Source organism: Microcoleus sp. S28C3 (genome assembly GCF_036700785.1).
Lineage (GTDB): Bacteria > Cyanobacteriota > Cyanobacteriia > Cyanobacteriales > Microcoleaceae > Microcoleus > Microcoleus asticus.
In genome coordinates, this window is record NZ_JAUBPO010000026.1 from 50,048 (window position 1) to 69,858 (window position 19,811).

General features: G+C 46.2%; 21 protein-coding genes and 1 tRNA gene. 11 read left to right on the plus strand and 11 right to left on the minus strand.

Going from position 1 to position 19,811, the window contains the following annotated elements; all coding sequences use genetic code 11:
* Nucleotides 1-9: 9 nt before the first annotated feature.
* From metG to QUA13_RS10315, 7 genes are all read right to left on the minus strand, one after another.
* Nucleotides 10-1,617, minus strand: coding sequence for a methionine--tRNA ligase (gene metG / locus QUA13_RS10285; RefSeq protein WP_333198225.1), 1,608 nt, complete (start codon nucleotides 1,615-1,617; stop codon nucleotides 10-12).
* A gap of 164 nt (nucleotides 1,618-1,781) precedes the next feature.
* The gene (locus tag QUA13_RS10290; RefSeq protein WP_333198226.1) at nucleotides 1,782-2,033 is read right to left on the minus strand and encodes a hypothetical protein; all 252 of its coding nucleotides are present in this window, start codon (nucleotides 2,031-2,033) and stop codon (nucleotides 1,782-1,784) included.
* A 108-nt stretch (nucleotides 2,034-2,141) separates the two neighbouring features.
* Nucleotides 2,142-3,284, minus strand: a complete 1,143-nt coding sequence (hrcA, locus tag QUA13_RS10295; RefSeq protein WP_425487375.1) for a heat-inducible transcriptional repressor HrcA — start codon at nucleotides 3,282-3,284, stop codon at nucleotides 2,142-2,144.
* Between the two features lie 299 nt (nucleotides 3,285-3,583).
* Complete coding sequence (locus QUA13_RS10300) at nucleotides 3,584-4,453, minus strand: alpha/beta hydrolase (RefSeq protein WP_333198227.1); 870 nt, start codon at nucleotides 4,451-4,453, stop codon at nucleotides 3,584-3,586.
* Nucleotides 4,454-4,490: 37 nt separating this feature from the next.
* Nucleotides 4,491-4,715 carry a hypothetical protein gene (locus QUA13_RS10305; RefSeq protein ID WP_333198228.1) on the minus strand — a complete coding sequence of 75 codons (225 nt, stop codon included), beginning with the start codon at nucleotides 4,713-4,715 and terminating at the stop codon, nucleotides 4,491-4,493.
* A 1,196-nt stretch (nucleotides 4,716-5,911) separates the two neighbouring features.
* A complete protein-coding gene (locus tag QUA13_RS10310; RefSeq protein WP_006631881.1) occupies nucleotides 5,912-6,637 on the minus strand; it encodes a hypothetical protein in 726 nt (241 codons plus the stop codon).
* An 85-nt stretch (nucleotides 6,638-6,722) separates the two neighbouring features.
* Nucleotides 6,723-6,899, minus strand: a complete 177-nt coding sequence (locus tag QUA13_RS10315) for a hypothetical protein (protein ID WP_333198229.1) — start codon at nucleotides 6,897-6,899, stop codon at nucleotides 6,723-6,725.
* Nucleotides 6,900-7,145: 246 nt separating this feature from the next.
* On the opposite strand from QUA13_RS10315, the gene QUA13_RS10320 reads away from it, so the two are divergent.
* From QUA13_RS10320 to QUA13_RS10360, 9 genes are all read left to right on the plus strand, one after another.
* The gene (locus tag QUA13_RS10320; protein WP_172187348.1) at nucleotides 7,146-7,697 is read left to right on the plus strand and encodes a GNAT family N-acetyltransferase; all 552 of its coding nucleotides are present in this window, start codon (nucleotides 7,146-7,148) and stop codon (nucleotides 7,695-7,697) included.
* A 7-nt stretch (nucleotides 7,698-7,704) separates the two neighbouring features.
* The gene (locus QUA13_RS10325) at nucleotides 7,705-7,902 is read left to right on the plus strand and encodes a hypothetical protein (protein ID WP_333198230.1); all 198 of its coding nucleotides are present in this window, start codon (nucleotides 7,705-7,707) and stop codon (nucleotides 7,900-7,902) included.
* 248 nt (nucleotides 7,903-8,150) lie between these two features.
* Nucleotides 8,151-8,224 (plus strand) — tRNA-Pro (locus QUA13_RS10330).
* Between the two features lie 149 nt (nucleotides 8,225-8,373).
* The gene (locus QUA13_RS10335; RefSeq protein WP_172187302.1) at nucleotides 8,374-9,240 is read left to right on the plus strand and encodes a Tic22 family protein; all 867 of its coding nucleotides are present in this window, start codon (nucleotides 8,374-8,376) and stop codon (nucleotides 9,238-9,240) included.
* Between the two features lie 152 nt (nucleotides 9,241-9,392).
* Entirely contained in the window at nucleotides 9,393-10,280 is an 888-nt protein-coding gene (prmC, locus tag QUA13_RS10340) for a peptide chain release factor N(5)-glutamine methyltransferase (protein ID WP_333198231.1), read from the plus strand.
* 112 nt (nucleotides 10,281-10,392) lie between these two features.
* Nucleotides 10,393-11,046, plus strand: coding sequence for a YcxB family protein (locus QUA13_RS10345; protein WP_333198232.1), 654 nt, complete (start codon nucleotides 10,393-10,395; stop codon nucleotides 11,044-11,046).
* Between the two features lie 10 nt (nucleotides 11,047-11,056).
* Nucleotides 11,057-11,689, plus strand: a complete 633-nt coding sequence (locus QUA13_RS10350) for a hypothetical protein (RefSeq protein ID WP_333198233.1) — start codon at nucleotides 11,057-11,059, stop codon at nucleotides 11,687-11,689.
* A gap of 6 nt (nucleotides 11,690-11,695) precedes the next feature.
* A complete protein-coding gene (locus QUA13_RS10355; RefSeq protein WP_333198234.1) occupies nucleotides 11,696-12,289 on the plus strand; it encodes an L-threonylcarbamoyladenylate synthase in 594 nt (197 codons plus the stop codon).
* A 25-nt stretch (nucleotides 12,290-12,314) separates the two neighbouring features.
* Nucleotides 12,315-13,250, plus strand: coding sequence for a HAMP domain-containing sensor histidine kinase (locus QUA13_RS10360; protein WP_333185575.1), 936 nt, complete (start codon nucleotides 12,315-12,317; stop codon nucleotides 13,248-13,250).
* A gap of 179 nt (nucleotides 13,251-13,429) precedes the next feature.
* Here QUA13_RS10360 and QUA13_RS10365 read toward each other — a convergent pair whose 3' ends face one another.
* Both QUA13_RS10365 and hemB read right to left on the minus strand, forming a co-directional pair.
* Nucleotides 13,430-13,918 carry a GNAT family N-acetyltransferase gene (locus QUA13_RS10365; RefSeq protein ID WP_172187312.1) on the minus strand — a complete coding sequence of 163 codons (489 nt, stop codon included), beginning with the start codon at nucleotides 13,916-13,918 and terminating at the stop codon, nucleotides 13,430-13,432.
* Between the two features lie 511 nt (nucleotides 13,919-14,429).
* Nucleotides 14,430-15,413 carry a porphobilinogen synthase gene (gene hemB / locus QUA13_RS10370; protein WP_333198235.1) on the minus strand — a complete coding sequence of 328 codons (984 nt, stop codon included), beginning with the start codon at nucleotides 15,411-15,413 and terminating at the stop codon, nucleotides 14,430-14,432.
* A 303-nt stretch (nucleotides 15,414-15,716) separates the two neighbouring features.
* Between hemB and QUA13_RS10375 the strand changes: the two genes are divergently transcribed.
* Together QUA13_RS10375 and QUA13_RS10380 are read left to right on the plus strand one after the other, a co-directional pair.
* Nucleotides 15,717-16,700, plus strand: coding sequence for a DUF1517 domain-containing protein (locus QUA13_RS10375; protein ID WP_333198236.1), 984 nt, complete (start codon nucleotides 15,717-15,719; stop codon nucleotides 16,698-16,700).
* Between the two features lie 337 nt (nucleotides 16,701-17,037).
* Nucleotides 17,038-17,592 (plus strand): cyclic nucleotide-binding domain-containing protein, encoded by a 555-nt coding sequence (locus QUA13_RS10380; RefSeq protein WP_333198237.1) that lies wholly within the window; start codon nucleotides 17,038-17,040, stop codon nucleotides 17,590-17,592.
* A 219-nt stretch (nucleotides 17,593-17,811) separates the two neighbouring features.
* Here QUA13_RS10380 and QUA13_RS10385 read toward each other — a convergent pair whose 3' ends face one another.
* The gene (locus tag QUA13_RS10385) at nucleotides 17,812-18,258 is read right to left on the minus strand and encodes a hypothetical protein (protein ID WP_333185582.1); all 447 of its coding nucleotides are present in this window, start codon (nucleotides 18,256-18,258) and stop codon (nucleotides 17,812-17,814) included.
* Between the two features lie 444 nt (nucleotides 18,259-18,702).
* A complete protein-coding gene (locus tag QUA13_RS10390; protein ID WP_333198238.1) occupies nucleotides 18,703-19,473 on the minus strand; it encodes a hypothetical protein in 771 nt (256 codons plus the stop codon).
* Between the last annotated feature and the right edge of the window lie 338 nt (nucleotides 19,474-19,811).

Consider the following 19,811-nt stretch of genomic DNA (forward strand, 5'->3'; position numbering starts at 1 on the left):
GGCTGCCAACTATGAAGGTACTGTTTCAAGCAGTTCGAGCCGCTTAAAAACAGGTTGAGGTTCCCCCAGAGTTTGGTTGGCCGGCAAAGCGCCCCAGGCCGCATGATCTGCAAAATCCGCTAAACTGTTAACTGTAACCCGATCGTTAAAGTCAATTGAAAAACCTAGCTGTTGATAGATAGCGTTGCTGATATTGGGAATAATCGGCGATAAAAGGTAAGATGCTAGTCTAACAGATTCCAGAACAGAATATAGCACTTGTTCGACACTTTCTATCTGTCCCTGCTTGTACAAACTCCAAGGTGCTTGCACGTCAATAAACTTGTTCCCGGCTCGCACTAATGCAAGCACGGCTTCGCAAGCCTTGCTAAAAGCCAACTCTTCGTAAAAACCCGCTACTCGATCGCCCAAATCCAGGCTCATACCCTTGAGAAGGTTGTCGCCGTCAATGTTTTCGCCCGACACATTTGGAACGCAGCCACCGCAATATTTGCGAGCCATGTTTAACGTGCGGTTAAGCAAATTTCCCAAATCATTTGCTAGCTCAGCATTCAATATATTGATAAACCGAGTTTCGTTAAAATCGCCGTCCTCTCCGAACTCAATTTCTTTGAGGAAATAGTAACGCACTGCATCAGGGCCGTATTTCTTGACCAATTCGACGGGATCTAAAGTATTACCCTCCGTTTTCCCCATTTTTTTGCCATCTTTGGTCAAAAACCCGTGAGCGAAGACCCCGCCCGGCACCGACATACCCGCTGACAGCAGCATTGCCGGCCAGTAAACTGCGTGGAAGCGGAGAATATCTTTGCCGATCAAGTGCAGGTCAACCGGCCACCATTTAGATAAAGCATTCTCCAACGTCGGGTCCCTGTCCGGATCTACCAAGGCGGTGACGTATCCCAGCAAAGCGTCAAACCAAACGTATATGGTGTGACTGGGGTCAACCGGTATTGGCAGACCCCATGCCAGATTCACTCTAGAAATCGAAAAGTCTTGCAGTCCAGAGTTGACGAAGCTCAGCACTTCGTTGCGGCGACTTTCCGGCGCGATGAAGTCGGGACGTTCTGCGTACAAGGCCAGCAGTTGGTCTTGATACCGCGACAGGCGAAAAAAGTAATTTTCCTCGTCGCGCCACTCAACTTCCTTGCTGGTGTGGACAGAGCACCGATTTCCTGGCAACAAATCCCGTTCATCTTTGAATTCTTCGCAGGAAACGCAGTACCAGCCTTGTTGCTGGTTCAAGTAGATGTCACCGGAGTTCCAGACGCGCTGGAAAAATTCTTTGACAATGTACTCGTGGCGTCGCGAAGTTGTGCGGATGAAGCGATCGTACTGGATGTCGAGTTGCTCCCAAAGCGCCTCAAACCCCGGAACCACTAAGTCGCAATGAGCTTGGGGCGATCGTCCCAAACTCTCGGCTGTCCGCTGAATTTTCTGCCCGTGTTCGTCAGTCCCCGTCACCAGTAAAACTGATTTGCCCCGCAGCCTCTCAAATCGGGCTAGGGCATCGGCTGCCATAGTCGTGTAAGCGCTGCCAACGTGAGGTAAATCGTTTACATAATACAGAGGTGTTGTGATCGCAAAGGTATTCTTAGTTTTATCGGTCGATTTCATTGAATGCTAAAAGAAAATTCCCTAAATCTCGTTTCGATCTTAACTCAGCGGTTAAATTTTTTATGAAGTGGCAATGAAGCCAAATATACTGCAAGTTATTTGCAATTGTTTAACCCGGGCTATTCCCAAAAGAAATATCGCTTTCATATCAACACTAATCTTTTTTAGTTCTTTTTGACAAACTCTCTAAAATGTCTTAATATTTTGACATTTTGCTGGATTCGGGTTCCGCACGATCGCCGCTCCCGCGTCCTCAATTCATTTTTCGCCACCATCCATAGAGTCGGCGATCGCGCACCCGGTTTGCACCAAAACTCCTCACTTGAGCCGCTAAACCCGCCGTTCGACTGGACGCAGAAACCGGGTTGTTTACAAAACTCTCTCGTCAAGCGCAAAGCTTTAGTTTCTTGTGTCAAAAAGAGTATAAAAGCCTAGGTTTTTTCTCACAAAACCCGGTTTATAAAGGTTGCGAGTGCGTTCACAGATAATAAAACCCCAAGCCAGTTAAGCTTGAGGCTATCAAATTAGGGTGCATCTAACAACGGATTATCCGATCGCCCTCGATCGCCATCAGGAAAACTAACTCGATTTCCGCCAATAGCTTCTGACAAATAATCCGCCGCAGCTTCCACCACCGCGATCGCATTTTCGTAAACCATCCGCGTCGGCCCCAAAACCCCTACACTACCCACCGGCACCGATCCCCGGCGGTAAGTCGAAGAAATCAGAGTACAGCCACGAATTGGTTCTAAAGAATTTTCCGAACCAATACGCACTGTTACCCGCTTCCCGGGGGTGTCCAACTCAGGCGATTCAAAAATCAAAGGCCAAAGCAGTTCTTGCTCTTGTTCGAGCAGTTGCACCAGAGTTTGAACTTGCTGCAGCTGCGAAAACTCAGGTAAGCGCAGCGCTTCTGCCAAACCGCCGATCAGAATCCGCGTGTAGGTTGGATTGCTTTGGCGGCTGCTCAAAGCAGTCAGCATCGTTCCCATCCACTCAGCGTACAGTTCAAAGTCCCGGTCTAACTCGCTCCAGTCTACAGTCGAGAGTTCCGAGAGCGATCGTCCCCGCAACTTGGTGTTCAAAAAATTCGACAAAATCTGCAATTGGCGATCGACGATTTCGACATCAGGCTTGTTACCTTCTGCGTCCCTCGGCAACTGCACCAAAACCGACTGAGTTTCGTAGGCATCCGTCACCACGATCAGCATCACCTTTCCCGGTTCTAGCTGCACCAGTTGCAAGTGGCGCAAGCAAGCCATATTGGTTTGCGGTATGGTGATCATCGCTATGTAACCGCTGATAGTTGCCAGGATTTGAGCAGCGCCGCGGAGTGCGGCGTCCATGCGACCGTCCGACCAATTGAGCTGGTCTAGTACCTGTTCTACCTTGCGGGCCAGCGTATCAGACGGCTGAATCAACTGGTCTACGTAAATTCGGTAGCCGGAGTCAGAGGGGACTCGTCCTGCCGAAGTGTGGGGCTGATAGAGCAATCCAGCTTTTTCAAGAGTCCCCATCGCATTGCGAATTGTAGCTGGGCTGACGCTGAGGTTGAATTCGTCAGCCAAAGCTTTTGAGCCAACGGGTTCCGCTGTTGCTATGTAGTGGCGAACCGTTGCCCAAAGGATGTGTTGTTGCCGATCGGTGAGGTTAACGCGCACAGATATTTAAGCAGAATTAGTATTGAGACAATTTGCCACTATCGAGTCAGAAGCTCTGTCCTTAAGGGCGATCGGGCAGAGTTATCTATTTAAGATAACAGATTTAGGCGAAGGAAGTTCAGCAACGGATTGTGTACTGGATTTTACGGATTGTCTACGGGATTTTACGGATCGATGTTGAGGGAATGAACAGGGAAAAATATTTTAACTTTTAACTTGTAACTTTCAATTTGGGAAGCTTCGCTTCCCCGAACCATATCTGTGCCCAATGCCCGATTCCTCGGTTTCGCTTTACGCAATGCCCTTTAAGTGTGTTCTTGCAGAATATTTTGCAGGTAACTAGCCACTGCATCCGGCTGTTCCACCATTGCCAAATGGCCGCAATCGGGTAGCTCAAGGACATTCTCGCCGCAACCTTGGAACATCCAGTGAAAGCTAGCCAAATGCAGCACGTATTTTGGTTCCATAATTTTGTCTTTAGTGCCGGCAATAAAATAAACAGGCTGCTTTAGTTGGGACACAATTTGTGGCAAGAGGTGAATTTCTGGTTCTGTGGTCGAGTCCAACAAAGCCCCCAAAGCTGCCTCTGGATGAGCTCTCACGAAATCTCTCAAGCGCTGCCGTCCCCAGGAGCGACCGATCGAGCGGGCTACAGAATCCCGCCCAAATACGAAATCTGCTAACGGCAAGTGAGACAGCCAGCCGGGACGCATTTTCACTAGCTGCTTGCCGACCGCTCGAAACCGCTCGAATTCTTCCTTAAGATAGATGCCGCCGCCTGCATTCATGCAGACGACACCTTTAACGCGATCGGACAATTGGCTGGCTCCCCAAAGAGCGATCGTACCGCCCAGAGAATGTCCTACCAGCCAAGCACAAGAAATATCGAGTTTTTCTAATAAAATTGCCAAATCGCGAGCGTAAGCTGCGGGAGTGTAGCAGGAATTTAGCGGTTCCGAATGCCCGGTATAGCCGCCTCCGTCGGATTGAGAATCGCCAAACCCCCGCAAATCGTAGGTCAGGCACTGATAGTTTGGTGCCAAGCGATCGGTCAAAGGTTGCCAGTAGCGACGGCTTAACAGCCAGCCGTGGACAAATACCAGAACCGGAGAAGTTGCAGTCGGAGTCGTCAAATCGTAAGCGTGCCGAACCCCTAGGATGTCGATTTTTGCCATAATTTTATTTTATCCGCTCTCTAATACCTATGTAAAGCTATGTAAATAAGTCAAAAAGACTCAAATCTATCGATTTACCGCTTACTTCCTGCTTCAACCCGGTCTTAAGCTGACGCTCAAGATGTTTGTCCACTTCACAGGCAATCTTGGCATAGCTTGCCATTTGATCCGAACACCCTGTAATAAATATTCCTTCAAACCAGCGTTGTATGTTTTTTACAGCATTCAAACCTATGTCGGGTGTATTACCGGGAACATACATAAACGCAATTTTTCAAGAGCATTTTGTGGCGATTATATCCACAATTTTAGCATATTTGAAAACAGCAAAACCATCTGTCTATCAGTGTTAATCGAAAGCAAAATTTTGCTGTTTTCTATTATAGTTTAGTTTTGTACTGGTACATCCAACACTCGGCTATTGTACCGCTAAATTGTAATTATTTAAAAATGTTTTAATCGCTCATTTTTTTATTTTTACTTTGTTGCGGTTTTAAGCTAGGTAATACGTTAGTTTATGAGCGCATTTTTGCGGATATTTACAACTTTTGCGTGTAGTTTAGCCAGCTTATTTAATGAATTTGTACGACGGTTATAACATCGGATTTTACGACTCACCGCCGCTGTTGGCGCTTCAACTTTTTGCTCATCTTTCGGTAAGCTTTGGGGCTACCAAATACTTGACTGTTAGAGCAAACACCGAGTTATTTAATACCGCTATCAACGCCGATACACAGTCGTTATACCTCTACTCTGGGCGATTATATGTCATATCATACCGCTATCAACCATCGGTCAGCGGTGCGACTAATTACGCAATTGTGTGCCGTTGTAATGGGTAACGTTTCGCACAGTCTAACCCAACTTATTTTATGGAGATTGATACGCTTACCATCGTTGCTAATTCTTGGTTTAGATTTTGTACCTATACAAAAAAAACACATTAATCAGTTAATGCTTGCTGTGATGATAGTTTTTAACTCTTGTAATACGACGGGTAAATACTTTGAATTTTAGTTACAAAACGTTTTGGTAATTTGATCTGTTTAGGGATTTTTACGGTTTGCTCTGTCGCTCTAAACGCCAATACTTCCAGCATTATTCTGTTCGCGCAATTGTAAGCGTGTCTTGCTACTCAACTATGTTGACGGAATAGAGCCACCAGTTGATTATTAGGTTTTAATTCGGTCTTAAACGAAAGTTGCACTTTTTAAACTCCCGTATTGATATCGCACGTCTTTTCTATTATGGCGGTTCTTTGGTAGATGAGGTACGCAATCAAACTTAAAAAGCTTGACAACACGACTTTTTAGGCGTATCCCATTTTTATGAGAACCGCTATCTATACTCGTTTGTACGAACAATCTTGCCGAGCTTTTAACCCTATGTCACTGGAAAACTTCTGCAAACTAATGTCTACTTATGTAAATCTAGTTATTTAGAACTCGGCAGCTTGCCCTAAAATCGCTCGCCCAGCAATCTTTGTCGTACCCCCTCAGCGATTTTCTGCCCCAGATACTCGGGAATTAAACTTTCATTTGGTCCCAACAAGTAGAGAATCAGGCGAGTTCGCCCCCGCCAAACCAGCAAATTAGCATTTACCACCAACAAATCCTCTTGCCAGATGGCATACATAACTTTGTAAAAAAGTCCCGGTTGATTATCTGCTTCAATGAGCAAAGCTGGCAAGTGGAAAACCGGATCGACGTAGAATTCAGTTGCCACATCTTCCAAACCCGCGTCTAAATTAAATTCAACCGCCAACATCTCTTCAACCTCAAAATGCCCGGCCAAGGCCTCTCGAACGGCTCTACAGACGTTTTCTGCTGTTTTATCTGCCAGTACCTTGCCACCGCGAGATACGACCAATTTGATAAATACCAGCATGGGCGGGTAAATTTGACCGTACAGACTCAGACTGTGAATCGTCAGTCCGTAGGCGGCGAGCACTCCAAAAATATCGCTCAGTAGAAAAGACTGGTTCCGGTAAGCAAAATGCAGGGCACTTTTGTTACCTTCGGCTCGGATTTCGATGACTGCTTGCCGAGTTTTGTAAAGTTGGTAAGCTAATTTGAGGTTTTGCAACTGGATTTCGCTGCTGACAAATTGCTCATAAAACTGCGGAAACGCTCGGTTAAAGCGCTTGAGAAGTTCTAGTGTAGATGGTTTTAAACCCGAAGCCATAATTGAGGAGAAGGTGCGGGAAATATAATAGGTATTGACTCTTCCATGCCTTATGGCAATGGGATTTTCGATTCGACGATTCGACTTAAATTGTGCCCGTCTCCTCACTAAAAGCAAAAGTCAAATCTGTCTGAGAACTTATCACGAGAATGTCACCGTTGCGCCATTCCAGTAGTATTTCCCACCAAGGGTATAAGTTCCGGCGCGATCGGCGGCACTCAAAAGAAGCATTTCCCAAAATGCCTCTGTCCTGGTTCGGCAATAAATTTTACCTTAAAAGCGGGTTGTCCGGGCACTGGCTAGCAGAACTGTTCTACCAAAATTGACAGAATCAAAAAAGCGCAGACTCAATGTTGGACGACAAATCCCTGTTTTCGGCGTAAGATGAGTGTACCGTAAACTGTTCCTCAAGAGGCTACCGGCAATTGATCCTACGCCGATCGGAGTGGGTTTATCTGTCTGGTTCTCTTTCTCGTCGTCCAACTTCTACTACCTTAACCGCGCCTGCATGGGTTTTTGGAAAAACTTATTTAGTAGTTCTGAGTCTGCCTCTGTACCCCAAACAGCGGATTTTGAGGAAGATGTGGCTGTTGGGTTAGGCGATCCGCTTTCCCCAACGTTTCGCAAACCCGCCAGCGGCAACGCTCGCATCTTTTTCAGTTGCGATCGGGACATTGACCTCTACGAACTCGAAGAACTTTGTAATGCAGTGGGTTGGTCCCGCCGTCCCCTGCGTAAAGTCAAAAAAGCTATTCAGCACAGCTTCCTAGTCGTCTCTATGTGGGAGATGCGGGGCAGCCAGCGACGGCTGGTGGGTTTCGCCAGAGCGACTTCAGACCATGCTTTTAATGCCACGCTTTGGGATGTGGTAGTTCATCCTGACTACCAGGGCAAAGGCATGGGCAAGGCGCTGATGAAATACATCATTAAAAAACTCCGCAGTGAAGATATCAGCAACATTACCTTATTTGCTGACCCTCAGGTGGTGGATTTTTACCGCAATTTGGGCTTTATGTCCGATCCAGAGGGGATTAAAGGTATGTTTTGGTATCCAGATTAGCCCAGAGGTGCAGGTCGGCGTTGATTTGTTGAGGAAATACCATACAATATTAACGCTGCCAACACCGACTGCACCTGTGCGTTGCGGTCAGTTACGCTTGGATGTATCCCGGCAGCAGGGCAGTTATGAAGCTGTGCAACTATTGTCAGTCGATTTGAGATTTGAGACTTCGGCGAGACGTTCGGCGATCGCGACTCGACCGTGAGCGCTGAGTCGAACTATTTGAGATTTGAGATTTATTCCAAAGATGAATCTGGGAGCTTGAACAACAGTCTAAAATTGTGGGCGGCTCACGACAGAAGTACGTGGCACGGTATCCGTTTTTGGGTGGGGTCAAACCGCACAACCTGAAAAAAACTTCGCCTTAGCTGCATCAAGAGCTAAATATTTAAAAAAACTTGACAAGCTAGCGATTTTGTGCGTTAATTGTTAGAGGTTAGCTAACTATAACACCGGGATGTAGCGCAGCTTGGTAGCGCGCCTGCTTTGGGAGCAGGATGTCGCAGGTTCAAATCCTGTCATCCCGATCGAATAATGTTAAATAATAGATTGAAGCAAAAACTGTCTCTGATGTTTACATTTGGTCAAAATGAAAACGGAGGCAGTTTTTGCCGATCGTGTGAAAGCGCGAGTCTTTGCGTTAATGTGTTTCAGGATCGCTCCTGATGGAAAAAACATGAAATCATTAGTTCGTTTGGGCGCAATATTGGGAATTGTCGGCAGCGCTCTGCTGGGCCCCTCCCCAATTGGCAAGATGTCTGCACTGGCACTGCCGGAACCGCAAATTTTGGAAAAATTGCGATCGGTGCCAGTATTTACGATTACAGACGCTCAGGGTGCGCCCCTGATCGCTTCTGTTCCCAAGCAGGGTCAGGGTCAAACTGGTAATGCTTCCGTGGCGGGAATTTTCATCAGCCAGAAAGATGCTCAAGCTTTTGTCGATCAACTGAAAACCAAAAATCCTCAGTTGGCGGCGTCGGTGCGCGTGATGCCGGTGTCGCTGGGTGAAATTTATCAGCTCACTCAAGCAAATAAAGGCAAGCCGGAGGAGGTGCAATTTGCTTTCGTTCCGGCTCCGGTGCAGGTGCAGTCGGCTAAAACTGTACTTCAGCAGACTGGTCAACAAGTTAACGAGTTCAACGGTGTACCTCTGTTTTTGGCCAGAGGCGGCGCGGAAAATGGTTATTTGACGATTCAGCGGGGTCAACAAGAGGTGATTCCCTTGTTTTTTAACAAGGAGGATTTGCAGGGAATGGTCGATCGTTTTAAGCAGCAGCAGCCGAACGTGACTGCCGCAATTAAGATTGAGGTGGTGAACTTAGAGAGCGTTTTGGAAGCTTTGCGCACTGAGAACGACCCGTTTTTGACCCAAATGATTTTGATTCCCTCGCGGGAGTCGCTGGAATTTGTGCGATCGCTCCAACCTGCCGGTGCGGGCCAAAATCCACAGCTTGCTCCGAATCAAACTCGACCGGCTCCTGCCTCTCCGGCTCCAGCTCGGCCGGCTCCTGCCTCTCCGGCTCCAGCTCGACCGACTCGCTAATAGTTAGCCAGCAGTCATCAGTCATCAGTCATCAGTCTTTAGTTAGTAGGTTGGGTTTCTCGATTCAACCTACTATTTATCAATTCTACTTATTAATTAGAATTACCAATTGCCAATTAGTAATTAGCAATTACCTGTTACTAAAAAGTCCTATGTTTGTTTCTGGTTTAGAGCTTTGGCAGTGGGTGAATCAAGCTAAGGCGGAGGCCATCGCCTCTGACATTCCCCTAGCAGAAATCGACTGGCTGCTGCAAGAGCTAGCTGGTTTGGATAGGTTGGCTCTGCGTTTGGAGTCGTTTAAAGATTTGCCAAAAATTGAATTAAAGTTGTCTTTATGTGAATTTACTCAATTGTGGCAGCGGCGCTTGCAGGAACGGGTGCCGGTGCAGTATTTAACGGGAGTTGCACATTGGCGGGATTTTTCGCTCAAAGTAACGCCGGCGGTGCTAATTCCGCGTCCTGAAACGGAATTGCTGATCGATTTGGCTGTAGAAGCTCTTAAAAGCTCTTGTATCAATTTAAAATCGCATTGGGTGGATTTGGGGACGGGCAGCGGGGCGATCGCGATCGGCTTAGCTTGTGCGTTGACAAATGCTAGGATTTATGCGGTAGATTGCAGTTCGGAAGCTTTGGCAGTTGCTCGATTCAATGCTGAGAATTTGGGTTTTGGATCGCGAGTTAATTTTTATCAAGGTTTGTGGTGGGAACCGTTAGCATTTCTCAAAGGTCAAGTCAGCGGCATGGTGTCTAACCCCCCTTACATCCCCAGCAGCACAGTGCTGACTCTGCAACCGGAAGTTGTCCAACACGAACCTCATCTGGCCTTAGACGGCGGTTTAGATGGGTTAGAGTGCATCCGGCATTTGGTAGAAACGGCTCCCGATTATTTAGAATCGGGGGGAGTTTGGCTGGTTGAGATGATGGCTGGACAAGCTGAGGCGGTAGCTGATATGCTGCAAAGTCACGGGAGTTACCGTGAAGTTCAGATATTTTCTGATTTAGCAGGAATCGATCGGTTTGCTTTAGCCTATCGGCGGTAGGGAGCAAGGCTACCAAAGAGAGAATTTCTCGACTCTGTATACTTGCTTGATTTTGAGAGATTATAGTTGGGGTAAAAACTGCGATCGCACTCAGCACCCAAGAGGTATCACCGTGAAGCTGGAATACCAGTTTACGTTCAAAGAATATTTAGAAGCTAGTAGAATTTCCACAAAATTAGAGACTTTCTCGGAAGTCGAGTTTTGGACTCGATCTGTACTTATTGTGGGGGGCGGAATTGTCTATATTATCGCTGGCCCAAATCCCCTTTGGGGTTATTTCCTTATCGGTGTTGGCATCTGCTACATCCCTATTGTGAAGTTGCTAGAGCGGCGCAATATCATGTCCTTCGATAAAGGTTTCTTTTGGCTTTTGCTTTTTTGGGATATTAAATCTGCGCTCAAAGGGGAGATTTCATTGCAGCCTTTTTTGTTATTCTGGACAATTTTACAACTTGTTTATTGGATATCTCAATTTTTTGGAGTCTTTAAACTCGGTAGGTGGATAGATAGAACTAATTTTTGGCACGAACTTGTTAGTCTACAAGTGACGGAATCAGGACTGGAGTTTAAAAATGCAAAGGTTAACATCAAAGTCAAGTGGGAATTTTACTCGCACTTCCTAGAGACAGAAAATTTGTTCGCTATCTATTTTTACGATTCTTCCAACATTCCGCATTTTTTTCCTAAACAGGCATTTAACCGAGAGCAGCGTCAAGTATTTAGAGAATGGCTATACACCAAGATTCCACGAGTTCCTCACGTTTAAATTGAAAATAATGAACTTTGAGTTTCAACTGAATTATAATGATTACGAAGAACGTCGTCTGGAGAATTTCAAAAAAACCTCAAAATCTGAAGAATCACAAAAGCGAACCATTCATAAGTGGGTATTGTTAATAGGACTATTTTTTCTTGTGATGGGAATGCTCTCGCAAGAGAACGGCTTCTTAGTGGTGGGCGTTATTTTGTTGTCCCTGCCTATTTTTTGTAAAATTTTTGTGCAGACAGGCGTAGAAGAAATATATGAAATATATGATGTGGAATCGGACATAGGGGTAGATCGAGAGCGAGAGATGCCGAGCATCGCCAATTCTGCGAACTGCGGGCAACCTATGACTGTGGAAGTGATAGGAGAGGGGCTGGTACTTAATACTCCTAGTTGGCAAGCGACTTTTAAATGGGAAAATTTTGAATTCTTTACTGAAACAATAAATTTATTAGTAATCTATCCGGTGCCATCCCTCTATCCTGTGCCAGAATCGACTTTTATTATACCCAAGCGTGCATTCAGCGGTGAAGAGCAATTGTGGGATTTCCGAGAATTGCTGCACCACAATATCAGGAAACGTCGCTACAATTATTTAAATAAAATTCAGACCCAACTCTTCAATCTAAAATCTAAAATCTAAAATCGAATGGCGCAAGTTTCGATCGCCTCCTTGATTCAAGGGGCAATTTCAGGAGATTATATTGTAAGCTTTCCCACAGATACTGTACCCGCTTTGGCTGCACGTCCCGATCGCTCGGAGCTGATTTTTGCAGCTAAACGTCGCAGTCAAGACAAACCGCTGATTTTGATGGCAGCATCGGCCCAGGCTTTGTGGCCTTACGTGCAGGGAAGTCCAGCAGAGTTAAAATTGTGGCAGCAAGTGGCCGAATCCTATTGGCCGGGGGCGTTAACTTTGGTGCTGCCGGCTTCGGCAAAAGTCCCGGCGGCGATGAATCCCATCAACCCGAGTACAATCGGAATACGAGTGCCTAATTTTCCCCTTGCTCTAAAGATTCTAGAGCAGACAGGCCCTTTGGCTACTACCAGTGCTAATTTATCCGGTCAGCCGCCTCTGGAGTCTGTGACAGAAATTGAGGCTCACTTTCCAGAAGTCTTGACATTAGTTGCTTCTGAATTAGCAACAGCGACAACAGCTTCGAGTTTGCCTTCCACTGTGGCTAAATGGACGGGCAGCGAGTGGGAAATATTGCGACAAGGCACGATCGAGTTAGAATGCTAAAAGCTAAACTCCAAGGCAAAGCAATATGGCGCCGATCGGCTGGAGCGACTTGATATATTTAGGTATGGGACTGGGGTTGGGTTTGGGAAGCAGTTGGATTTGGCGCCTGCGGCAAAAAAGCTCGCAACCGCCCGAACCTGCGCCCAAAGTGCAACCACCTCCTCAAGAAATTCACTTAGAGAAGTTTGATGCCCTTTCCGAGCAACTTAAGCAAACTCAATTGGCTTATCAGATGGCATCGGAGATGAGCCAATTTAAGGCGGGTTTTTTGGCTCGAACTTCTCACGAGTTGCGATCGCCCCTGAGCAGTATGATTGGTACGCTGCAATTAATTCTGTCGGATCTGTGCGACGATCCTGCTGAGGAACGAGAGTTTGTCGAGCAAGCTCACCTCGCCGCACTCAAGCTGGTGAAATTGATAGATGAAATTATCTTTGTTGCTAAAACTGAACACGGCACTGAAACGATGGATATTGAGCCGATTCAGTTAGCTGCGATTTTTGATGAAGTAGATGATTTAACTTACTTGCAAGCTGCAAATCGCAGCATTCGTTTGGAGATATTACCGCCAGATCCCGGAATTTATGTATTGGCAGATTTGCCGAGGTTTAGACAAGTTTTAGTCAATTTGGTAGATACGGCTGTTGCTCAGATGGAGGAGGGGAGTATTTCTGTTTCGGCGCATTCTTCGCCGGAATCTGGATACGTTCACATTTGGGTTGACGATCAGCGTTCAGTGAGTGCTTGGAGTGAGTCTTGGGATTTGCTTAAGCACGATTTGGAGTGTGATGCTACTAAGAGCAGCGATAATTCTAAGGTGTCTTCTGGAATGAGGTTATTGATGAATCAGACTCTTTTAAGTTTGATGAACGGAAAATTGGAGGTTCTGGCTGTGCCTTCTGAGTCCGAAGAGTCCAATTTTAACCGGACTCAGTGTTCTATTCCTTTGGCAAATTCGTGAAGAAGGAAGAAGGGAATGGATTGTTTAACGGATTAAGGCAGGGAGGGAAGAAGTCCAGCGTCAAGATGAAAGAGTGAAGAAGGAAGGAAGAGGGAAATTATCGATCGGGAGTAAGGTGCGCAATGCGCACCTACATTTAAGAGATTTTGAGGCAATTTTGGTGCAAGTTTTCTGCTTATTTAACAATTAGCCCTTAGCAATTCGCCGTTGCTAATTTCTAATTCGAGATTCTCTTCTAGAAGCTGATTTTCAAGTACCATGGTGGTGCTGGCGTTTTTCTGAAAACCGATGCGCTCGTAGAAGCTTTGTTTGTAAGTTGTCATCAGGTAAACTCGCTCTACTCGGCACATTCGAGGGTGACTCAAGACGGTTTGCACTAATTTGCGGCCGAGTCCTGCACCTTGGTAATCCGGGTGAATGGCGACATCCCAGATGGTGGCTCGATAGATGCCGTCTGAGGTTGCCCTGGCAAAGCCGATCGCCCGTGAGCCGTCCCACACTGTAACAATTGGTTCGCTGTTGGCGATCGCAATTTCCCAATCTTCTATCTTGCGTTCCCTCGCCCAAAAGGCGGCGGCTTTAAATAGTTCTTGGATCTGTGCGATGTCTGCGCGATCGCGACCTATACAAAATTGAATGTGACTGGAATCCCTAGTCGTTGATGTCATGCTCAATCTGCCTTCAAGTTGTATCTAAACTGTGTTAGTTTTACTGTTTTACAGGAGTGAAAGTTGATTTTGCTTGGGAACGATCAATGGTTGAATTCCCCATTTACAAAACTATTTTTATTGATACATATTTTCTAAGTAATTTCGGTGATGATTAATACTTTTTGGGGTAAATTTTGTAAAAAAGTCTTTGAGTCAAAATTCCCAACTTATAACTCATACCATTTGAGATTTTAGATTTGAGATTTTAGATAGGGAATGACTGATTTTGTATGGTTTAGAGTTTGTCTACAGAGAAACCGGTTTTTTTCATACTAATACTTCGTTACAGCCCACGGAAACGGTAAAAACCCGGTTTCGAGGCGCCGTCCATCGGTAAGCGTAAGCGATAGCTAGTAGGTTGAGTAATGGCTCAAAAATCATCTATCGACAGAGGTATTGACTCCACGAGAACACCCGAAGATTGTGCTGTGGAGTCAATTGTTTAATCTCTAATCTCTAATCGAGTGAATCAGTTTTGCAGCCAGCGCGCGGCGTCTTTGGCGTGATAAGTCAAAATCAAATCAGTACCAGCACGCTTGAATCCTGTCAAAGTTTCCATCACTACTCTTTCTTCGTCTATCCAACCGTTGAGGGCGGCGGCTTTCACCATCGCATATTCTCCAGAAACGTTGTAAGCAGCAACTGGCAGGTTAGTTGCTTCCTTCACGCGCCAGATGATGTCCATGTAAGCTAAAGCGGGTTTAACCATGAGCATATCTGCACCTTCGGCAATGTCGAGAGCAATTTCTTTAAGAGCTTCCTTGCCGTTTCCCGGGTCCATTTGATAGGTGCGCCGATCGCCAAATTGCGGAGCAGAATCGGCCGCATCCCGGAACGGGCCATAATAAGCTGAGGCGTATTTTGCCGCGTAAGACATGATGGGAATATCTTCAAATCCAGCGGAGTCCAATCCTTCGCGAATTGCTCCGACAAAACCGTCCATCATTCCCGAAGGTGCGATAATATCTGCACCGGCTTTAGCTTGAGCAACTGCGGTTTTCTTGAGCAATTCTAGTGTGGGATCGTTCAAGACGCGGCCGCTTAAATCTCCGACTTCCAAATAGCCGCAGTGACCGTGACTGGTATATTCGCACAGACAAGTATCGACCATGACGATTAAATCCGGTACGGCTTTTTTAACTGCTTCCGTCGCTTGTTGGACGATGCCGCAGTCGTGCCAAGCACCTGTAGCATCTGTATCTTTATCCGCGGGAATGCCGAATAAAATAATAGCCGGAATGCCGAGGTCGTAGACTTCTTTTGCTTCTTCTACTATTTTGTCTACCGATAGCTGGTAAACTCCCGGCATCGATGTGACTTCTTTGGCAAAAGCTTCCCCCGGTACGGCAAATAGGGGGTAAATTAAATCGCTGGTTGTCAAGATATTTTCGCGTACCATCCGGCGGAGTTGGGGATGGTTGCGGAGGCGGCGGGGGCGGTGAGTTGGAAACATAATGTTTTTTTTACGGTAGATAAAGGCCTGTTTTCTAGGACTCGCGGCGTTTCTTTAAAAGTCTAGAGCTTATTGTTGGCCGATCGCCCTGTACTTAAGTAAACTTCTGTAAAACCCGCGATGTCCATTGTTCCCAGTCAGGAATGCAAGTCCTTTGTAGCCTTTCCCTTTCCCAGACACAGCCCTAATGCTGCTTCTCGGATCGGTTAGTACGGATATCTCGCTGGCTTCACACCTGCAACCAGGGTGCCCAGAAGCGAGAATAGACGGTAAATTATAAATGTATCGAATAGTAACGGTCTTATGTACAAGCAACTAATTTCAAAGATGAAACCGCTTTTGAAACCACTATTCGCGATCGGTCTGGTACTGACGCTAGCCCTCGGTAACGCTGACGGAGCTCTGGCAGCCCGCAGCGGAGGACGCATCGGCGGCGGATCTTTTAGAGCTCCGGCGCCCAGTTACTCATCGCCGAGCCGCACTTACGCGCCGTCGGGAGGCGGTTACTACCCGGGCGGTGGCTTTGGCGGCGGCTTCGGTTTCCCGTTCTTACTGCCGTTTTTTGGCTTTGGGGGCGGGTTTGGCGGCCTGTTCTCGATTTTGATTTTTATCTCGATCGCTAATTTCCTCGTCCAAAGCTTCCGCCGCGCCGGAGGCGGAACTGACGAACTCGGCAACAGCGCTGCCACTACCACCGTATCTGTCGCCCGCTTGCAAGTTGGTTTGCTAGCAGAGGCTCGCGGTTTGCAAGCCGAACTCGACTCCCTAGCGCGCAAAGCGGATACCGATACAGCGGCCGGTCGCGCTCAAGTGGTGCAAGAATCTACTCTGGCGCTGCTGCGGCATCCTGAATACTGGGTTTACGCGGGCGCTGAATCTGTGCAAACTCGCTTAGAAGCAGCCGAAGCTAAGTTTAATCAACTTTCTTTGGCAGAACGCAGTAAATTTACTGAAGAAACGCTCTCGAATTATAACAATCAGCTCCGCCAAGCAGGGAGCAGCAATGTCCTGCCAGGTTCGCAGGAAAATGGCGCGCTGGTTGCCTCTGATTTGAATTCAGATCCCGGGGAATTTATTGTGGTGACGGTACTTGTCGGTACTCAAGGCAAATTGCAATTGCCAGCAGTGAAAAACTCTGAAGATTTGCGCCAAGCTTTGCGCCAGATTGGCGGAGTATCGAGCGAGCAGTTGCTGGCGGTTGAGGTGCTGTGGACTCCTCAAGCGAACGGGGACACTCTGACTGCTGACGATATGTTGGCCGGCTATCCTGATTTGCGATCGATTTAGTGAGCAAGACTGGGCGCGGAGCATTTTCTGCCGCGCCCCATCCCGCCCCAAAGCTGTGGGGGCGAACCCAATTGCCTTTGAGACTGGCATTTCGCGGGATTTTGTCGATGCCGATCGACTTAAAAAAGATTGTTTAACAAATGCTACTATTTAGAGATTATGATTCAGTTCGATCGATCTTCTGCTATGGGCAAGGCTGACCCGAGAAAAGTTTGGCGAAGAAGTTAGGCAGGATAAAAAAAACTGATTGAGTCAGGAGTTACTGCTTCGGAAGAAGTTGCAACCGGGTGTACTCTAAATTTTATATAAGAAAAAAGAAACATCGGGAGCTAAACTTATGGCCGACAGCAGCAGAAAAAAAGCACTTTTCATTTTGAGCCAGTTAAATAATGACGATATCAACTGGATCGTCCAAAAAGGCAAAAAGGAAATTCTAGATCCGGGCGCGATTTTGATCCATGAAGGGAGACAGATCGATGCGCTATACATTGTTTTGGATGGGAGTTTAAGCGTTTTGATCGAGGCTGAGGCGACTAAAGAACTTGCTAAAATAGCCAGCGGAGAACTGGTTGGAGAAGTTTCTTTTATTGACGCTCGCCCTCCTTTGGCAACGGTGAAGGCGATCGAAGAAACTCACTTGCTGGCAATTCCCAGGCGGCAGTTAGTAATCAAACTTCAACAGGATATGGGCTTTGCTTCCCGGTTTTATTATGGAATTTCACTGTGTCTGGCAGACAGGATGCGCGGTACGATCAGACATATAGAATACGGGCGCAATATAGAATTAGATAAACCCGAATTTGAACGGGAGGATATCAATCCTAACGTTCTGGAAAATTTGGCGCTGGCTCAGGCTAAGTTTAATTGGCTGAAGGAAAATGTTAGGGCTTGAGTAATTTTAAGGCGTTTTTGAGTTTGTGCTGTGAAAACAGACCAATACAGACGGTAATTTATCGATGTAAATTCTCAAGTCTAAAAACAGAAGTCTCCAGCAAGATAGGGGCGGGTTTTACCGGAAATATCGATCGATAACTGCCGGAACTATAACAACCCCCCCTTTGCTTTACAGTTGCAACCTCGCGCGCCCAAATGCAACTACCAACCACACAATCTAGATAATTCCCGGCCCTTTGCCGCGGGTGTCTTCTTCATCGGTTAGTTTTCCTTCCTCGCCTTTTTTATCTTTGACTTCTGCGAGAATTCGAGCGCGTTCTTGGGCTTCGGCTTCCTCTTTTTCTCTCAAATCGCCCGGTTCGTTGATGTACATTTCCGGTTCGATCGCGTAATTGTTAACTAGACCTTCTTTGTCTACTGTATAACCATCTGTAGTGTGAATGCTTTCGTCATCGGTTTGGTCATCAGTTTTTGCACCTTTCTGCTTCCCTTCGGTGGTAGGGTGCATGAAGTTAGCACCTTCGCGTTCTTGCCGCGCTGCTGTCTCCGCAGGAGTAATGCCCCTGTCGTAGTGCGGGGCTTCCATATTAGCTTCGATTTGTTCGTCGGCGGGCGTTGATTTGCTAATTTCTTCGTCGGGCGGTGTTGGTTGGCGATTAGTCATGATTTATTCCTGAGTTATCTTTTCAAAAAGATGTTTGGCTTATGTTTAAATATTAAGGCCAAGCTAGCTCATTCACAAACTATCTTTGGTTATAGTTTTCGAGAACTTGCTTTTATAGCAGATGTTGAAGGAACAAGGAAGAAGCAAAAAGGTTTTAGTTATCTACGAGAAAAGGAAGAAGCAATCTTCCGCAAGGGTTTCAGGAATTAAGAACGTGCTAACCGTCAGGGCGGTTGCTATATGAAAAATACATTTATTGAGCCTTCCTCAAGACTGATAAAATTATCTCTACATTGCCACTTTCACAGCCTGAGAGTATTTGACATCTATCTAAAGGTAGATAATTGGGAAGGAAATTGAGAATGGGTAATTGGGAGAATGACTGATGACTAATCATTAATGACTAATCGCTAATCACTAATGACTAATCACTAATGACTTCTTTTATGCTTCTTTATAGAAGCGGATGATTTCGCGGACGTGGTTGAGAAACTGTCCGTCATCGGTGAGTTGGGCGATCGCACTTTCTGCATCTCTTCTGAGTTTAGTGTGTTCTGCCTGATTTGTCGCTTGCAAAGATTGTAGAGATGCGGATAAAGTAGTTAATTCTCTTCTGATAGCTTCCCGTTCCCGATTTTGGACAGCCACCCACGAATTCGGATTGTCTGAACTTAATTGATTGCTCAAATCTCTAACTGTAGATTCTAATTCTGCAAAGCGGCTGCGGAGTTCGACAATATCTTCGCGGGGGTGCAAAAATTGGCGGCGGATAGTTGTCAGCCGCTGGGCTAAATAATGATAACCTCGGATAGCTGGACGCATTACAGTTAACAGCAGTGCAGCAGCGGAACTGAGATAGCCAACAGCACTAATTCCGGTGGCGGCTAGGGCGTAAAGTGCGATCGCGCTAAACAGGTGAAGTGCGATCGCCACAAAGAGCGATCGGCTAACTAATACAGTAACGTATTTGACTTGTTCCTGATCGACAGCAATATTTTTTTTTGTAGATTCTGCGGCTTGCGCTAAAACTTCTTTAGCTTCAAAATGGATATTCCAGGGAACTGTAACTATCAGCAACAGCCATTCAAAAATAGCAATGGCAATAACCCAATCAATAAAACTGCCAGCGGAGACGTGCAACCATTGCAGAATGGCAAAAACTAACAATAAAAATATGCCCGTCGCCGCACCGAAACCTGCAAAACTGTAATACATAACTATCGCCTTGGTAGAATGTTGTTTTGATTGTGGGTAGGTTGTTTAAGTATGGAGGAATAAACTGTGACAGTTAAGTAATCGTCCTATTAAACCCAGTTTATTCGTTATGAGTAATAGTGCGGATCAAGGGTTGATAGAAACCTCCATTTTTCCCACAAACACTTGCTTTACCTCAATCCTGGAATGTTGTACTGATTGTGGGTAGGTTGTTTAGGTGTGCAGGAATAAGCTGTGACAGTTAAGCAATCGTCCTATTAAACAACAGTTCGGACATATTTTGGGAGAGTCAGGCTCTGAGAGAGCCGTATTCTAGGAGTTTTCGGTAGTTTGGATTT

Bases quoted from the DNA above. Each gene is read 5' to 3' on its own strand.
- metG (WP_333198225.1), bottom strand. From the start codon at position 1,617: ATGAAATCGACCGATAAAACTAAGAATACCTTTGCGATCACAACACCT.
- QUA13_RS10300 (WP_333198227.1), bottom strand. From the start codon at position 4,453: ATGGCAAAAATCGACATCCTAGGGGTTCGGCACGCTTACGATTTGACG.
- QUA13_RS10305 (WP_333198228.1), bottom strand. From the start codon at position 4,715: ATGTATGTTCCCGGTAATACACCCGACATAGGTTTGAATGCTGTAAAA.
- QUA13_RS10310 (WP_006631881.1), bottom strand. From the start codon at position 6,637: ATGGCTTCGGGTTTAAAACCATCTACACTAGAACTTCTCAAGCGCTTT.
- QUA13_RS10320 (WP_172187348.1), top strand. From the start codon at position 7,146: ATGGGTTTTTGGAAAAACTTATTTAGTAGTTCTGAGTCTGCCTCTGTA.
- QUA13_RS10335 (WP_172187302.1), top strand. From the start codon at position 8,374: ATGAAATCATTAGTTCGTTTGGGCGCAATATTGGGAATTGTCGGCAGC.
- prmC (WP_333198231.1), top strand. From the start codon at position 9,393: ATGTTTGTTTCTGGTTTAGAGCTTTGGCAGTGGGTGAATCAAGCTAAG.
- QUA13_RS10350 (WP_333198233.1), top strand. From the start codon at position 11,057: ATGAACTTTGAGTTTCAACTGAATTATAATGATTACGAAGAACGTCGT.
- QUA13_RS10355 (WP_333198234.1), top strand. From the start codon at position 11,696: ATGGCGCAAGTTTCGATCGCCTCCTTGATTCAAGGGGCAATTTCAGGA.
- QUA13_RS10360 (WP_333185575.1), top strand. From the start codon at position 12,315: ATGGCGCCGATCGGCTGGAGCGACTTGATATATTTAGGTATGGGACTG.
- QUA13_RS10365 (WP_172187312.1), bottom strand. From the start codon at position 13,918: ATGACATCAACGACTAGGGATTCCAGTCACATTCAATTTTGTATAGGT.
- hemB (WP_333198235.1), bottom strand. From the start codon at position 15,413: ATGTTTCCAACTCACCGCCCCCGCCGCCTCCGCAACCATCCCCAACTC.
- QUA13_RS10375 (WP_333198236.1), top strand. From the start codon at position 15,717: ATGTACAAGCAACTAATTTCAAAGATGAAACCGCTTTTGAAACCACTA.
- QUA13_RS10380 (WP_333198237.1), top strand. From the start codon at position 17,038: ATGGCCGACAGCAGCAGAAAAAAAGCACTTTTCATTTTGAGCCAGTTA.
- QUA13_RS10385 (WP_333185582.1), bottom strand. From the start codon at position 18,258: ATGACTAATCGCCAACCAACACCGCCCGACGAAGAAATTAGCAAATCA.
- QUA13_RS10390 (WP_333198238.1), bottom strand. From the start codon at position 19,473: ATGTATTACAGTTTTGCAGGTTTCGGTGCGGCGACGGGCATATTTTTA.